This is a genomic window from Paenibacillus tabacirhizosphaerae, assembly GCF_040812395.1.
GTDB lineage: Bacteria > Bacillota > Bacilli > Paenibacillales > NBRC-103111 > Paenibacillus_E.
The window spans coordinates 103,566-117,839 of record NZ_JBFNXH010000018.1 but is presented as its reverse complement, the minus strand read 5'-3'; the positions used below and the strand labels follow the sequence as shown (position 1 = coordinate 117,839).

The 14,274-nt window shown below is 47.5% G+C and carries 11 protein-coding genes; 4 read left to right on the top strand and 7 right to left on the bottom strand.

What is annotated here, in order from left to right; genetic code table 11:
* Nucleotides 1–385 precede the first annotated feature (385 nt).
* Entirely contained in the window at nt 386–1,123 is a 738-nt protein-coding gene (locus ABRS97_RS23830) for a YwmB family TATA-box binding protein (RefSeq protein WP_367818005.1), read from the bottom strand.
* Between the two features lie 74 nt (nt 1,124–1,197).
* Nucleotides 1,198–1,587 carry a VOC family protein gene (locus ABRS97_RS23825; RefSeq protein WP_367818003.1) on the bottom strand — a complete coding sequence of 130 codons (390 nt, stop codon included), beginning with the start codon at nt 1,585–1,587 and terminating at the stop codon, nt 1,198–1,200.
* A 226-nt stretch (nt 1,588–1,813) separates the two neighbouring features.
* Between ABRS97_RS23825 and ABRS97_RS23820 the strand changes: the two genes are divergently transcribed.
* Together ABRS97_RS23820 and ABRS97_RS23815 are read left to right on the top strand one after the other, a co-directional pair.
* Nucleotides 1,814–2,092: a hypothetical protein gene (locus ABRS97_RS23820; protein WP_367818001.1), complete on the top strand. Its 279-nt coding sequence runs from the start codon at nt 1,814–1,816 to the stop codon at nt 2,090–2,092.
* 139 nt (nt 2,093–2,231) lie between these two features.
* Complete coding sequence (locus ABRS97_RS23815) at nt 2,232–4,382, top strand: 5'-nucleotidase C-terminal domain-containing protein (RefSeq protein ID WP_367817999.1); 2,151 nt, start codon at nt 2,232–2,234, stop codon at nt 4,380–4,382.
* A gap of 125 nt (nt 4,383–4,507) precedes the next feature.
* Here ABRS97_RS23815 and ABRS97_RS23810 read toward each other — a convergent pair whose 3' ends face one another.
* Entirely contained in the window at nt 4,508–5,374 is an 867-nt protein-coding gene (locus ABRS97_RS23810; protein ID WP_367817997.1) for a CheR family methyltransferase, read from the bottom strand.
* Nucleotides 5,375–5,388: 14 nt separating this feature from the next.
* Nucleotides 5,389–8,097, bottom strand: a complete 2,709-nt coding sequence (locus ABRS97_RS23805; protein WP_367817995.1) for a CHASE3 domain-containing protein — start codon at nt 8,095–8,097, stop codon at nt 5,389–5,391.
* 161 nt (nt 8,098–8,258) lie between these two features.
* Between ABRS97_RS23805 and hisC the strand changes: the two genes are divergently transcribed.
* Complete coding sequence (gene hisC / locus ABRS97_RS23800; RefSeq protein WP_367817993.1) at nt 8,259–9,386, top strand: histidinol-phosphate transaminase; 1,128 nt, start codon at nt 8,259–8,261, stop codon at nt 9,384–9,386.
* A gap of 260 nt (nt 9,387–9,646) precedes the next feature.
* On the opposite strand, the gene ABRS97_RS23795 is transcribed toward hisC, so the two are convergent.
* Complete coding sequence (locus ABRS97_RS23795) at nt 9,647–10,756, bottom strand: LacI family DNA-binding transcriptional regulator (protein ID WP_367817991.1); 1,110 nt, start codon at nt 10,754–10,756, stop codon at nt 9,647–9,649.
* 138 nt (nt 10,757–10,894) lie between these two features.
* Here ABRS97_RS23795 and ABRS97_RS23790 point away from each other — a divergent pair, with 138 nt between their 5' ends.
* The gene (locus ABRS97_RS23790; RefSeq protein WP_367817989.1) at nt 10,895–12,103 is read left to right on the top strand and encodes an AGE family epimerase/isomerase; all 1,209 of its coding nucleotides are present in this window, start codon (nt 10,895–10,897) and stop codon (nt 12,101–12,103) included.
* A gap of 106 nt (nt 12,104–12,209) precedes the next feature.
* Here ABRS97_RS23790 and ABRS97_RS23785 read toward each other — a convergent pair whose 3' ends face one another.
* Together ABRS97_RS23785 and ABRS97_RS23780 are read right to left on the bottom strand one after the other, a co-directional pair.
* Nucleotides 12,210–12,605, bottom strand: a complete 396-nt coding sequence (locus ABRS97_RS23785; protein WP_483312493.1) for a winged helix-turn-helix transcriptional regulator — start codon at nt 12,603–12,605, stop codon at nt 12,210–12,212.
* A gap of 719 nt (nt 12,606–13,324) precedes the next feature.
* Entirely contained in the window at nt 13,325–14,251 is a 927-nt protein-coding gene (locus tag ABRS97_RS23780) for a glycoside hydrolase family 113 (protein ID WP_367817985.1), read from the bottom strand.
* Nucleotides 14,252–14,274 lie beyond the last annotated feature (23 nt).

Below are 14,274 nucleotides of genomic sequence, written 5' to 3'. Positions count from 1 at the left end.
TTTTTGAACGATTGCTCGTTCGTGCTTCTTCACTCGTTGTTCAGTTTTCAAAGAACAATTTCTTTCGTTTTTCCGTCCCGCTCTCACGGCCGGAGTTACAATGTACCACAGCTTCGACATCAATTGCAAGCACTTTTTTCTTGTCATTTTTTGTCGTTTTCTGCCAGAAAAACATCGTATCATAATCTGTTGATCGAATGCAAGTCCCACATTTTTACTCGTGTGTCGTTTGCTCTTTCAGGACAACGAGGAATAATGTACCACGATACGAGTACAATTACAACCCCTTTGGAAATGTTGTAAAATTTCAATTGTTTTGATTGTTCCTACATTATTCCCAGAGCAAGTAAAAAGGATGCCCGGAACGGCATCCCCATGCTGATTCTCAGTATTCCATTGTTATCACGGGAGTACCTACCGTTAGCCGCCACATTCCTGTAGTCGATTCTTGGTGAAGAGCAACTTGTACATTTACAGTTTGACTTCCACTTTTTATAGAAGCTTCAAACTCGTTAGATGCAAGCGATACACTGACAGTATGTTGGTCACTATAGCTTTCCACGATTTTTGCGTTAAAATCTTTGGCTATAGCTGTCGATAACGCAGCAGAATTCTTATGGTCAGCCAGCATTTGCGGAGCTACATATCCTTGAACCATAACATTCCACTGGCCTTGAATACCGAGATGCTGAAGCTGTAAATTTGCTTCCCCTTGCCAATTCGTCATTTTAATAGAGTCGCTATCCTGATTTGCATCTAATCGAAGAACCATATAGCAGCCAGATTGCCCCTGAGGGCTAGCAACAGTTAGTGTTACACCCGCTTCTTTTACATGATAGACAGGATGGGCATTAGATTCGCTCAATGTATTGATTTCCGGCAATCCGAAGGCTCGAGACAGTTGCTTTCCTGCTTGCAGCATTTGCGCATCCGATCCATCGCAGGTACCGTAATACCCTGTATATTTAAAGGTTATGCCGTTTGCATCCATCATATAGGGTTTTGCAGTGCGAAGAAGACGCAGCGCATCTTGCTCATCGTGAGCCTCTACATGACGAACCCATCCAAAAATAAGGCCGGTAATCGCAATCCATAAAATAGAGAAGAACCAGAACTTTTGCATATAAAAAGGCACCTCTTCACTAGAATCTTCAACTCTAGTAAAAGGATGCCCAAGTCTAGCAACATTTATACGGATTAGCGAGTAGATTGAAAGAATTCGATCCGTTCCCCGTCTAACCCATTGAAGAAGAAATATTTTGAGCCATTCGGGAGTGTCGTAATCGCTTCATCCAACTGTTCGACCTGTAATTGCTTGATTCTCGCAAACTCCGTCTCCACATGATCGACCGTGAAAGCGAGATGGTGAACCTTGCCTTCTTGCGGTAACCCGGCGTTGTAGCCTTCAATCAACTCGACTTCCGTTTCGCCATGGACATCAAACCCTAGAAAACCAAGGCGAATCACACCATTCGTATGCAGGAGGGTACCTTTGTGCTTCAGACCGATCACCTTTTCATAAAACGCAATTGACGCTTCCAAGTTTGCGACCATGACGCCGACATGCTCCATTTTCAAAACTGCCATAGATCCATTTCCTCCTAATTATTCATCTCTTTCCATTGTATCGAAAAAGGAAAAGAAGAGCTAGGTGTGCTTCACCAGCAGTTAGATTAGTAAGTATTGGGTACCGCGCAAATTTCGCCATTGGCTCAAAACCGTTGTATACTAGAGGAAGTGAAAACTCAGCATATGCTTGCGATGTTTGTCTTTCCTGCGGGAAAGCGGGGAAAGCGCTTAGGAGGTTACATAAATGAGATTATTAAAGCTTCTTCAAATCTATGAAGTGGATGGCATTACCCCCAAGCATCGTTCAGAGCGATTCGATTTTGACGAAATTCAGGGACAGCTTTTTCGCGAAATGAAGCCGACTGAAGTCGGGTGTTCTATGGTTCTATCCGGTATTGAGAAATATGTGCCCTTCAAAACTACCAGCGTGCAAGCGATAGATAAAGACGGTCCTGATTTCCGAGTATTGACTCGCAATACAATCTATCATTTTGAAATTCATACAGAGCGAAGAGTCACTTAACCTTTGGAAGGGTAGTGGCTTTTTTTGTTGTAAAGTCTAATTATTGATATCTTAACTTCTCAAAATCTACCAATCTCCTTATACTTAATAGTGGGAAAAATTTACCGCCGTTCCATTAATAAGGAGGAATGAAAGAACCATGAAAAAGTCACTCCAGACGCGCCTTACAGCCTTAGCCCTTGTTACTGTTCTTACTAGCTCATTTACTATCAGCTTAGCCTCTGCAGAGACCCCGGCTCCAGTTTCCTCCGCTAAAGCAAAGTCCGACATGCAGCTCGCGGTCGATAAGGGCGCCGTTGAAGGTTACGGAGACACGGATTACCGCGGCGCTCAGGCAGCTACACGCGCAGAAGTCGTCACGATGATTAACCGCGCCGCCAAGTTAAAATCAGCGGATCTTGGGACAGCCGCATTCCGCGATCTGGCCGATTGGCAAAAGCAAGCTGTTGCCAACGCGGTTGCAGCTAAACTCATCAGCGGCTTCGCGGACGGCTCTTTCCATCCGAATGCACCTGTAACGCGTCAAGAACTAGCAGAATTAATTGTTAAAGCCATAACTGGCGGCCAATTGCCCAAAGTGAACGAGAATGTGCTTAACTATTTTAAAGATAACCTCTCCATTGCTAAAGAATCTCGCCCTTATGTTGCTTATGCGGTTATTAGCGGTATTTTCTCTCCGACATTGGATGGAAACTTCAATCCAACTGCGGAAGTAACTCGCGATGAAGTGGCCAAAGCACTGAAACCGATTCTCTTTAAAGTTGTAGATATTTTGACGACTAACGATATTCACGGAAAAATCGAAGTCGGCTTCGATAAGAAACGAAACCAAGGTCAAGGGGGGATTGAGACGCTGGGCGGGATTGTAACTGATTTCCGTGCGGTAAATCCGGAAGGAACGGTTGTTGTTGACGGCGGAGATGCTTGGCAAGGCACGTTGATTTCCAATACAACCAATGGTCAATCCGTGATGGACACGATGGCGCAAGTTCAATACGATGCAGCTGCAATCGGCAACCACGAATTCGACTTCGGGCGCGACGTTCTGATCGGCAACATCAAGAAAGCCAAATTTCCTATTCTAGGCGCAAACATTATTGAAGATAAAACCGGTAAACGCGTGGATTGGACGCAACCATACGTAATCGTAGAAAAGGAAGGTCTCAAAATCGGCATTATCGGTTTCGCAACACCACAAACGACGACGACAACGAAATCTACGAATATTGAGGGCCTTACTTTCGCAAATCCGATTCCTTTAGCCAAAGAATTGTCCAAGGAATTGCGTGCAAAGGGCGTAGACATCATCATGGTGACCTCCCATTTGCCAGGTGAACAAAACCAAAAATCGCAAGAAATCATTAGCGAGCTGGCTGATCTGGCGAACGGGACAGGAAACGGCACTCTCGATGCTATCGTTGGCGGGCACTCCCATATGCGCGTTTCCGGCATTGTGAATGGCATCCCGGTTGTCGAGGCGCAAAGCTGGCTGTACGCAGTAGGTCACATCCAATTATTCGTTGATAAAACCACAAAGAAAGTGGTTTCCTCCAATGCCAGCCTGCTTGAAACTTACACGAACTTAACGACGGCTGACGAGAAGATTCATCAAACCGTTGAGGACTACAAAGCAAAAATCGCTGTAAAATCCGGTGAGGTTGAAGTCGTGGTTGCAGAGCCGCTTACACGTAAATCGTTCCGTTTCGCAGCAAATGGCGGTGTTGAACGCGATGGCGCTTCCCAGCTTGGAAACAGCATTACCGATGCCATGCGCGCTTCTGAGAAATCGGATGTTGCATTCACCAACATTGGCGGTGTTCGCGCTGATCTGGACAAAGGCGATTTGACTTACGGTAAAATGTTCGAAGTATTCCCTTTCGGCAACTACAATGTAACGGGCACGATGACGGCTGAGCAGATCAAAACAGCGATGGAAGTAACAGATAAATACTCGAAACTTCCGGCGATTCAGTTCTCCGGTTTGAAAGTAGAGTGGGATGCAACAAAGCCTGATGGTCAAAAATATGCTACAATTACGCTCTTGGACGGCACGCCGGTTTATGTGGATGGCAAGTTCAACACAAGCCGTACGTTCAAAGTGACAACCAACGATTTCATGGCAACAGGCAACGGCGACGGTTTCACCGTTTTTGGTCAAGTCAAAGACTGGAAAGATGGCGCCATCATGTTGGATGCATGGGTTAATTATGCGAAATCATTGAAAGCTGCCGGCAAAACATTATCGATCCCCGATGATGGCCGTGATGTGCGCTTGGATTTGAAGAAATAAATACTGTGAATCATTCATGGCACTAAATCGAAAGCCGGGCAATTTCACTATTCGCCGACCCTCGGGTAATCCACTCCAGCACTTCCCGTTTTCGCCCTCTTCGCTCGAAGAGGGCTGTTTGTCCATTATCTTTTTCTATAGATCTTCTCGCAGGCATCGAAAACATCATATTGCTGAAATGAATCGACATAAGTGAGAGACTCCTTGCTGCCCAGTCCCAAAAAGCCGTTAGAGCTGAGACTTTCACGGAAAAGCTCATGCACGCTATTTTGCAACCATAAATTAAAATAGATAAGTACATTCCGGCATAAAATGACGTGAAATTCGTTAAAGGAACGATCTGTAACAAGATTGTGTTGAAAAAAAGTGACATGCCTCATTAACGAAGCATCAAAATAGGCATGCTCATCATCGGTTACATAATAGCCGGAGAATTCACGGTTTCCCCCAGCTTGCAAGTAATTTTTCGTATAACACTGCATCCGCCCTAGCGGGTACGCTCGCGTTCTTGCTTTTTCAATGATGCCCTCATTCATATCCGTTGCAAAAATGCGCGCTTTATGAAGCACCCCCTCCTCTTCAAGCAAAATCGCCATGGACAGCACTTCTTCACCTGATGAGCAGCCGGCATGCCAAATTCGGATATCGGAAAGCTCCCTCAAATGGGGGACTACTTTGGCGCGGAAGGCTCGAAAAAAACTGGGATCCCGGAACATTTCAGTCACATTGATCGAGAAATCTTTCATTAATCGCCCGGCTACCTGCTCATCGTGCAGCGTTTTTTCCAATAGGGCCGTAATCGTCGGCAGCTTCTCTAAACGCATGCGATTCTGAATGCGGCGACGGATCGATGTTCGCACATAGCTCCGAAAATCATAGCCATACATCCGATGAATGCCCTCTAGCAGCAGATCGATTTCTAACGATTCTCTTTCCAGCTCCGCTGCCTCCTCGAATTCCACTGAAAACTCCGGGTTACTTGAAATCACCATTGCTCCGCCTTCCCCTACTTGGTTAACCATACCCTCATCAATGAAAACAACTGGTTTAGATGAAGCGGTTTGCTAATGTAATCGGAGGCCCCTGCCTCGAGGCAAATTTCCCGATCCTGTTTCATCGCTTTGGCGGTGAGCGCAATGATAGGGATTTCGGCATACCGGGCATCTTTCCTGATCAACCGCATGGCTGCATACCCATCCATCACTGGCATCATGACATCCATGAGCACCAGATCTATCGCCTCATCCTCTTGTAAAATGTCCATGCACTCTTGACCATCATGCGCCACGACGACCGAAATCCCTTCATTCTCCAGCGCATTAGTCAGGGCAAACACATTCCTCACATCATCATCAACTACGAGCACTTTTTTTCCCTTAAAAGCGTTGGTTTCTCCCGGACGGTCTGAATCGTCTACAGGTTGATCCTCATGAATTAGCGATTTCGTGTAGGCTGCTGCCGCTTCCTTCCGAACAGCGTAAAATTCGCTTATTTCCCTATCCAGCGAAGGCACGTAAAGTGTGAAGGTACTTCCTACGCCTTCCTCACTTTCCATATGCACACAGCCGCCAAGCAAGGCAGCAAGCTCACGGCTAATCGATAAACCAAGACCGGTCCCGCCGTACTTGCGATTCGTCGTGCCGTCTGCTTGACGGAACGGCTCGAAAATGAATTCGCTCTTTTCCTTGGCGATTCCAATGCCCGTATCGCTTACAGAGATAACCAGTACCGGTATGCCGACCGTGCTGGGCAGAAGTATAGCTGCTTGCATTGGATCACACATCGCCAGCTGGAGACGCACATAGCCCTCATGTGTAAACTTGAAAGCGTTGGACAACAAATTTTTTATAATTTGATAAAGCCTCCGCTCATCCGTATGAAAGATTTCAGGCACAAGCGGGTCGCTTTCGATTGTAAAAGCAATCGCCCTTTGGTCGGCTACTTTCTCAAACTGATTTCTTAGAATATTAGGCAGCTCCGTCAAATCCACACCGCTAATATGAACTTCCAATTTGCCTGCTTCAACCTTGGTCAGATCGAGGATATCATTAATCAATAGCAAAAGGTCATTGCCCGCTGAGTGAATGACTTGCGCGTATTTCTTCTCTTCATCTGTTAATGTGCCGCGTCCATTCTCCGCTAACATTTGGGACAAGACCAATACGCTGTTAAGCGGCGTTCGAAGTTCGTGCGACATATTCGCTAGAAACTCCGACTTATATTTCGAGCTCATCTCCAATTGCTTTGCATGCTCTTCCAGCGATATTTTCGCCAATTGCAACTCCTTCGATTTCACTTCTGCACATCGATTCTGCTCTTCCAATTGCTCATTGGTGATGCGCAATTCTTCTTGCTGAGTCTGCAGTTCTTCCGCCTGTGTTTGCAATTCTTCGGTCATCATTTGCGATTCTCTAAGCAGCCGCTCCACTTCGACCCGTGTCTGAACACTGTGGATGATCGTGCCCAGAACTTCGAGTATATCGTCAAGCAAATCCAGTTGAAGCGGTGTAAATACATCTAGACTGGCAAATTCCATAACTGCGATGACCTCATTGTTGTACAGAACCGGTACGATGAGAATGCTTTGCGGCTGCGCAGAGCCTAACCCCGACGAGATGGAAATATAATTATCCGGCACTTTGGTCATATGATACATCCGTTTTGTAACGGCGCTTTGACCAACCAAGCCCTCACCGATCCGGAACCGATAAACCCCTAGGTCTTCGCTATCCCCCATTGCCGCATACGAAGCCAGCTTCTGCATGAATATACTTCTCTCTTGTTGCATACGAAGATAGAAGATCCCATAGGAGGCAGCCAACAGATCCGCCGCTTTGCAAATAAAGGCTTTGCCCAAAGATTCCAAATCAGCGATTCCCTGCAGCATGCTGACAAGTTCCGTTAATTTCGTCTGCTGCCACTGGATCTCTTCATGACTCTCCAGCAGGATATTGGTCGCATCGGCAAGATCTTTCACTTCATCATTACGATTAACATGGACACGATGTGACATGTCCCCCTTGGATGAGGCCATCTTGAGAATTGCCCGTGACACCTGCCTCATCGTTCCAACGATTGATTGTGAAATCAATAAAGCAAGGGTCAAAGAGAAAATCGACACAATTGCCAGTATAGCAATTAAGGAGTTGCTTAACTCTTTATGTTGAGCATCCAGGTTTTCGGCTCTTTGCTTCGTAAGCCCTTTCTCAATCGTGCGGAATGTCTCGAATTGGGAACGGATTTCTTCGATATCATCTTTGCCGGGATTAGCCTGATACAGATTCAAAATATCTGCCGCCATATTTTTCTTTTTCATAGTAATGGAGGGCTCGCTAACCTGCTTGATCCAGTGCTCGATTGATACTTTAATGAGCTCAAGATTCCGCTGTTGACTAGAATTATCAGCAATAAGAACATTAAGACTGTTGTAGGATTCTCTCCATTTCAACTCGCTATTTTTATAGGGTTCCAGGTAGGCGGTGTCTCCGGTGAGCAAGTAACCTCGTAGCGCACTTTCCATATCCATGACAAATTTCTCGATGCGATTGGCCTCATCATGTACGGCAAAATCATGCTCCATAATGAAATTGCGATCTTCCATCATGGATCTGACCTGATTGCTAATTAAAGTAAAAGAGATCGCCAAACACATGATAATGAACACATAACCGAGCACTATTTTCAAGCGAATACCGAACCTTATTTTACCCAACATGCGGCGATCCTTCTCTCTATTAATTCTCATTATTTTCCTATTATACTATGCCCGTTAAAAGCGAGAATAGGGAATTATTCACATTTATCTTTACTATGTTAACGCGTTAATGTATTATTTAATTATCGCACTAAAGAATTAAACGAATAAGGAGACTACCCATGAAAAATACTGATTTCAAAACCATTCAACCCCGCCAGGTCCTATCGGTCATGAAGCCGTACTCTCCGGGCAAGCCGATCTGGGAAGTCCAACGAGAGCTCGGCATCGACAAAGTTACCAAACTTGCCTCAAACGAGAATCCGTTAGGCCCTTCTCCCAAAGCCATCGCGGCCATCCAATCCTATCTTGGAGAGATCCATCGCTATCCGGATGCAGACACTGTCGATCTGCGGCTTGCGCTTGCCAATCAATTGAAGGTTACTGCCGATCACGTGATCGTGACGAATGGCGCTGACGAGCTTATTACCCTGTTGTCAGAAACGTTTCTGGAACCCGAGGATGAAATTATCGTGCCCGCCCCCACATTCAGCGAATACGAATTCGGCGCCAATCTCATGGGAACCCGCGTCATCACAGTGCCTCTACGAGATGGCTATGCTTACAACGTTGAGGATTTGCTCGCCGTTGTGACCAAGAAAACCAAGCTGCTCTATATTTGCTCGCCGAACAATCCAACGGGCACTTACTTGAAGCGCGATGATTTACACCGGCTGCTGGATGCATTGCCGCCTCGTATTCTTGTCATTTTCGACGCAGCTTACAGCCATTTCGTAACTTCGGACGATTACTCGGACGGCTTGGAATTCGTTCGCTCGGGATACCCAATCATGGTCACACAAACCTTTTCCAAAATTTATGGTTTAGCCGGCATTCGGGTTGGCTATGGCATTGCAGCACCTTCGCTTATTCAGAGCATCCGTCAGGTCAAGGAGCCTTTCAATGTAAATGTCTTGGCGCAAGTCGGGGCGGTGGCTGCCCTGGAAGACGATGCTCACCTTGAAGCAACACGCAGCATGAATACGCAGGTCCGAGAACAGTTGTATGCAACCTTGGCGAAGTTAGGTATTCCTTTTACGAGGAGCATGAGCAATTTCGTCTTGGCGAAATTCGGTCGGAATGCCAAAAACGTGTATGACGAGTTAATGAAAAAAGGGGTTATCGTTCGCTATGGCGGCGGCTGGAATTTGCCTGAGCATTTGCGGATATCGATTGGAAGTCCTGAGGATCATGAGGCTTTGAGCGAAGCATTGGAAACTGTTATGGGCAAAATAAAAATTCTCGATTAAGTCATGTAAATTGGATATTTTAGCTATTTGTTAGTATATCTTGTGTTTGTTATGAAAATTATTGATTCAGTTATCTGATTATGTTAGCATCAGGACATTGGAAACTCATCCTCTAGAAGGAAGGTTCTTATGTGCCGATGGTTGACATGCGTTTCGGATAGCATCATGCAATTCATGCTGGAGCTATATAGCATTCGTCAAAACGAAGAACCCCTTTCTTGCCGTTATCGTTTACGGCAAAGCAAGGGGTTCATTGTCGGTTATACATTCGCCGGGTTGTTCACGTACGGCAAGTCATGAATGCGCGGCGAGAGCGCGGATTTCCTTACAATAATATCGCCGCGGATGAGAATTGTCTCGGCAGGCAAGTCGCGGTTGGCCATGCGCCAAAACAGCACATCCACGCCGCGCTTGCCGATCGTCTCTTTCGTTACGTTCACCGTGGTCAGCTCGGCGGTGTTCGGATATTCGGGTTCGATATTATCGAACCCTGTAACGGACACTTCGTCCGGCACCGAAACCCCTAGTGAACGGAGCGCATTCACGGCCGAGTACGCAATGCGGTCGTTCGCGCACACCAACGCGGATGGCAGCGACGTACGCCCGAGATGAGGCCTTATCGCTTCGCGAATCTGTTCTTCCTGGATCTGGGCTTCCAGATCCTCAAGATGCAGCAGCTTCTGGAACGGCTCTGGGTTATAAGCGATGCCGGCCTCCTCCAGCGCTTCGCGAAATCCGTGCCACCGCTCCCGAAAGCTTTTGGAGAAAGCGGTGTTCCCTACGAATTGGATGGCGCGATGGTCGAGGCCGAGCAAATACTGGACGACGCGATACGCGCTGTCGCGATTGTTCGCAAACACCTGATCCGCAGAAATGAACGGATCATCATGATCCAGCAGCACCAGGGGCAGACCAAGCCGATGCACTTCCAGCAGCAGCGGGCGGGATATCTCCCCGACGCCGATAACGCCGGCCAAGCTTTGCGGCCGCAAACTGCCATTCAGCCCCTCCGCTGAATTCAACGTTAGTGTCAGCATATCGGCGCCTTTGCTCTCGAGCTCCTTGGAGATGCCATCGAGAATTTTGCCCCAGTACATGGATTCTTTCGTCTGGTGCCTTATGTTGGGCATAAGCACAAGCACCGTGCTCCGCCCCTCTTCGGTCCCTTTGAAGTTCCATCGTTTATCCTGATCCAATTCAATAAGGGCCGGCTTCTTCTGGGCCAAATATCCGAGTTGCCCCGCCATTTGCATGACGCGCTGCCGGGTTGCGGCACTCACGCCAGATTTACCGGAAAGCGCCTTGGATACAACATATTTGGACACACCAAGTCGATCCGCGATATCTTGCATCGTAATTTTTTGCGACACGATCGTTCACTCATTTCGTTAGCATGGAGTTTATAATTTGGTTACATAATAACTGTTAGTATAATATTATCATAGCACAACAAGAATACACTATACCATTCGCGTACCTACCAAAAAAGATTGGAGACATGCCCCATTATGACCGATATTTTGACCCTAAAAACTTCCTTATCCGACAATATGCAAAAAGAACTTATCTCCATCCTTGCGTTCTGGGGAGACCATACCATTGATCACAAGCACGGCGGCTTTCTAGGCGCTATTGACAGCGATATGACTATTCAAGCCGAGGCTCCCAAAGGACTCGTTCTTAACGCCCGCATCCTGTGGACATTCGCCAAAGGTTATCGCTTGTTTAAAGATGAGCGTTATTTGCAATTGGCGGAGCGCGCTTATACGTACTTAACCACTTATTTCTACGACCCTGTCTACGGCGGTTATTATTGGTCTGTCGACTATACCGGGCAGCCACTGGAGCCGCGCAAACATATCTACGGTCAAGCTTTCACGTTGTATGGCTTGTCGGAGTATTACCTGGCATCGGGTTCAGCCGAAGCGCTCGAACGGTCAAAAAAGCTATACGCCGAGATGGAAGCCTATTGCTATGATCCCGTTCATAAAGGCTATCTGGAAGCATTCGCTCAAGATTGGTCTGTTCAAACAGGCGATGCCCGATTTAACATTTACACACAAAATGATGCCAAAACCATGAACTCCCATCTGCATATTATGGAGGCTTATACCAATCTGCTTCGCGCATGGGACTTCCCGCATCTGCGCGGCAAGCTGAAGGAAATTATCGAAGTGACGGTCGAACGGATTATCGACCATTCGAAAAGCAGCTTCGCGCTTTATTTCGACGCAGCATGGCATGTGAACTCGCATGAAATCTCTTACGGTCACGACATCGAGGGCAGCTGGCTGCTTGATGAGGCTGCTCACATTCTGGGCGATAAGGATGTCATCACAGCCGTCAAGCAAGTGGCCTTGGACATGGCTGAAGCCGTGTACCAGCATGGCCTGGACACAGACGGAGCCGTATGGAACGAAGCTGACGGCGACGGCAACATCATCGATACCGACAAGGATTGGTGGCCGCAAGCCGAGGCCGTGGTCGGGTTCGTGAACGCCTACACATTGTCAGGCGATGCAAAATTTCTTGAAGCAGCGGTGAAGGCATGGAACTTCATTGAGACGGCCGTCATTGATCGCGAACACGGCGAGTGGTTCGGCAAACTTTCCAAGGATCGCGTTCCTTACGCCGACCACCAGAAGGTGAACGCATGGAAATGCCCCTATCATAACAGCCGTGCGTGTTTTGAAGTAATTGAACGGTTTCAGGGGTAAGCGAAGACCCCTGCCGGTTATTTGAAAGAGGCTGCCTTTCGTAGGCGGCCTTTTCCTTATTTGACCGCATCAGCCATGACTCACGCTCCCACTACTCATGAAACTTCTACATGTGCAGCGTTTCGTTGTCCTCGAAACTTCCTTGATCGTATTCGTTTCTCGCTTGTAAAACCGAATCATAATTAGCCTCGGTCCATCGGTGCAGAACTCTCATTGGCTCAGTAAGCGTTGCACCCAAGGGGGTCAACGAATATTCAACTGTCGGGGGAACGGTTGGATACACGACACGTTTGACTAATCCGTCCCTCTCCAGCTGTCGTAACGTTTGAGTTAGCATTTTCTGCGACACGCCTTCGATTTGCCTCTTTAAATCGCTGTATCGTTTTATTCCGCTCTCCAGCCCATAGAAAATCAGAACTGTCCATTTATTAGCAACCAATTCAAGCGCGCGCCGATAATGGCAAGGCGATTCGTTGGGATCCGGCAGTATTCTATTACTCATTGTCCGCATTGCTCCTTTGTCGTCAAGGTTGCTAAACCGCTATAAAGTGCCTTCTTATAGCGGGACTCATTAGTAAAATATACCATAATTTAGGGCGTGTTGAATAATAAAAGCTTATGAAACTCGATTCGGAATTCATATCCATGAATGCCTTTGTTAGATTCCGGGTACATTTCGCCTCCGCAAGCTTCGCAAGAAAACCGAGGAGATACTGCCGGACCGCCAATTCCCCATGCACAGCGATATCCACGGAACTACAATGCCTTATTCCACGGCAACGTCCCTTTTCTCCCCCTGAAACGGAACTACCGTGCGTTAAATGAGTGAGACTGTGCCTAAGGCCCAGCATTTCCCGCTCATAACACACGGTAGTTCCGCAAAATGTCCCTACAACCGAAAATACCGCCGCATAACGCACCTACGTTCCGCTCACCCGTGCAAAAAGGCGATCTATCGCAGATCGATCGAGGCAGTATTTCAATGCTCCAAACCGCTGTGGCACTTCCGGATCTTCTACGTCCATCCTGTCAAATGCTCGTACCCCACGATGCGTGCGGAATCTCTCCGCTCTGCGCGCTCGTCACACGCAACCTGACGACACATGCTTTCCGGCGTGTTAGAATGGGTATCCCTAACGCTTTAGTTCTGTAAAGGATTTAACACACATTCTGTAAAAAAAAGAAACGGGCGCGCACAGCGCACACCCGTTTCTTCAATGATTAACGACGATAGAAGGCTTCAATCGTCTTCGCAGCCGACTTCTTGTACATGCAATAATCGTCGTTGCTTGCAGCCTCGGCCTCGCTGTACAGCTGAGCCGGCCAGTCCCACAGCATGAAACCGTGGAACCACGGCTTGCTGCCGATCTTCTCGAACATGACGCGGTAGTACGCGTCCTGCTCTTCCATGTTCGGTGCGCCTTCAAGCCCCCAGTCATTCGGCAGATCAGCCGAACCTGTACGGCTTGGGCAGCCTGCTTCCATGAAGAAGAACGGTTTGTCGTGCTTCGCGGTGAAGGCTTCCAGTTCCGCAACACGCTCATCCCATGAGCCAATAGGATAATAGCCGCTAGAGGTGATCACATCGACGGCGTCCCACCACGTGACATTCTCTTCTTGGTATTTGTCGCAGTTGTACGCCACGACACCTGTGTATACTTCGCGCACTTTGCCGATAAGCGCTCTCCATTCGTCTGCGCGACGGTCGGTTTGCACCATCTCGCAGCCAACACATAACATTTCGCATCCGGTTTCCTGAGCAATTCGCGCGTAATGAACAATGAATTCCGTGTAGCTCGCGAACCATTCGCTCCATTTTGGCTCACAAGGCACATCGACATCAAAGAAGTTGATATGCGCGCGCCAAACGCCGTTCGCACAGTTCACGACAGGTTTCAAACACACTTTGAGCCCTAAACCATGCGCTTTCTTAATGGCCCATACGACTTCTTCATCAGTAACCGTAGGTTCATTTTTATAGTTAATGCTAGTTGCTTGCGGATGATCTTGAAACGCCGAAAGCGCGATGGCTGTCCAGTTCACCCCAAGCTTAGCCATTTCTTCCATCGAAAAGTCAGCAGTTTCGCTTTTCCATGTGCCGCGTGTTCCTACCCAGCCCCATGTCATGCCATTGATATAATCCAACATCCACACGTCCTGTCCGTATTTTA

Excerpts from the sequence above, each read along its gene's own strand:
- ABRS97_RS23805 (WP_367817995.1), bottom strand. The coding sequence starts at position 8,097 with ATGTTGGGTAAAATAAGGTTCGGTATTCGCTTGAAAATAGTGCTCGGT.
- ABRS97_RS23825 (WP_367818003.1), bottom strand. The coding sequence starts at position 1,587 with ATGGCAGTTTTGAAAATGGAGCATGTCGGCGTCATGGTCGCAAACTTG.
- ABRS97_RS23780 (WP_367817985.1), bottom strand. The coding sequence starts at position 14,251 with ATGTTGGATTATATCAATGGCATGACATGGGGCTGGGTAGGAACACGC.
- ABRS97_RS23810 (WP_367817997.1), bottom strand. The coding sequence starts at position 5,374 with ATGGTGATTTCAAGTAACCCGGAGTTTTCAGTGGAATTCGAGGAGGCA.
- hisC (WP_367817993.1), top strand. The coding sequence starts at position 8,259 with ATGAAAAATACTGATTTCAAAACCATTCAACCCCGCCAGGTCCTATCG.
- ABRS97_RS23820 (WP_367818001.1), top strand. The coding sequence starts at position 1,814 with ATGAGATTATTAAAGCTTCTTCAAATCTATGAAGTGGATGGCATTACC.
- ABRS97_RS23815 (WP_367817999.1), top strand. The coding sequence starts at position 2,232 with ATGAAAAAGTCACTCCAGACGCGCCTTACAGCCTTAGCCCTTGTTACT.
- ABRS97_RS23830 (WP_367818005.1), bottom strand. The coding sequence starts at position 1,123 with ATGCAAAAGTTCTGGTTCTTCTCTATTTTATGGATTGCGATTACCGGC.
- ABRS97_RS23785 (WP_483312493.1), bottom strand. The coding sequence starts at position 12,605 with ATGAGTAATAGAATACTGCCGGATCCCAACGAATCGCCTTGCCATTAT.
- ABRS97_RS23790 (WP_367817989.1), top strand. The coding sequence starts at position 10,895 with ATGACCGATATTTTGACCCTAAAAACTTCCTTATCCGACAATATGCAA.